The sequence below is a fragment of the Stenotrophomonas chelatiphaga genome (assembly GCF_001431535.1).
GTDB lineage: Bacteria > Pseudomonadota > Gammaproteobacteria > Xanthomonadales > Xanthomonadaceae > Stenotrophomonas > Stenotrophomonas chelatiphaga.
This window is the reverse complement of record NZ_LDJK01000130.1, coordinates 1-801: the sequence shown is the minus strand read 5'-3', so window position 1 is coordinate 801 and position 801 is coordinate 1. Positions and strand designations below refer to the sequence as shown.

At 65.3% G+C, this 801-nt stretch carries 1 protein-coding gene; it reads left to right on the top strand.

All coding sequences use genetic code 11. From position 1 onward, the window contains the following. The coding region (locus ABB28_RS17455) for an NADP-dependent isocitrate dehydrogenase (protein ID WP_161809884.1) at positions 1-801 on the top strand (801 nt) is incomplete at both ends.

The window sequence follows — 801 nt, the reverse complement described above, 5'->3', positions numbered from 1 at the left end:
TGCCGAACGTCGGCCTGATGGCACAGAAGGCCGAAGAATACGGCTCGCACGACAAGACCTTCCAGATCGCCGCCGATGGCGTGGTCAAGGTCACCGATGACGCCGGCAAGGTGGTGTTCGAACACGCCGTGGAAGCCGGTGACATCTGGCGCATGTGCCAGACCAAGGACGCCCCGATCCAGGACTGGGTGAAGCTGGCCGTGGAGCGTTCGCGCCTGAGCGGCACCCCGGCCGTGTTCTGGCTGGACGCCGGGCGTGCTCACGATGCGCAGGTCATCAGCAAGGTCGAGACCTACCTGAAAGACCACGATACCAACGGCCTGGATATCCGTATCCTGCCGCCAGTGGAAGCCACCGCGTTCTCGCTGGATCGCATCCGCAAGGGCGAGGACACCATTTCGGTGACCGGCAACGTGCTGCGCGATTACCTGACCGACCTGTTCCCGATCATGGAGCTGGGCACCAGCGCGAAGATGCTGTCGATCGTGCCGCTGATGGCCGGCGGTGGCCTGTTCGAGACCGGTGCCGGTGGTTCGGCGCCCAAGCACGTGCAGCAGTTCGTCGAAGAGGACTACCTGCGCTGGGATTCGCTCGGTGAGTTCCTCGCCCTGGCCGCGTCGCTGGAACACCTGGGCAACCGCTACGACAACGCCGCTGCGCGCGTGCTGGCCAAGGCGCTGGACGTGGCCAACGGCGAGTTCCTGGACAATGACAAGTCGCCCTCGCGCAAGCTCGGTGGCATCGACAACCGTGGCAGCCACTTCTACCTGACCCTGTACTGGGCGCAGGCGCTGGCCGCGC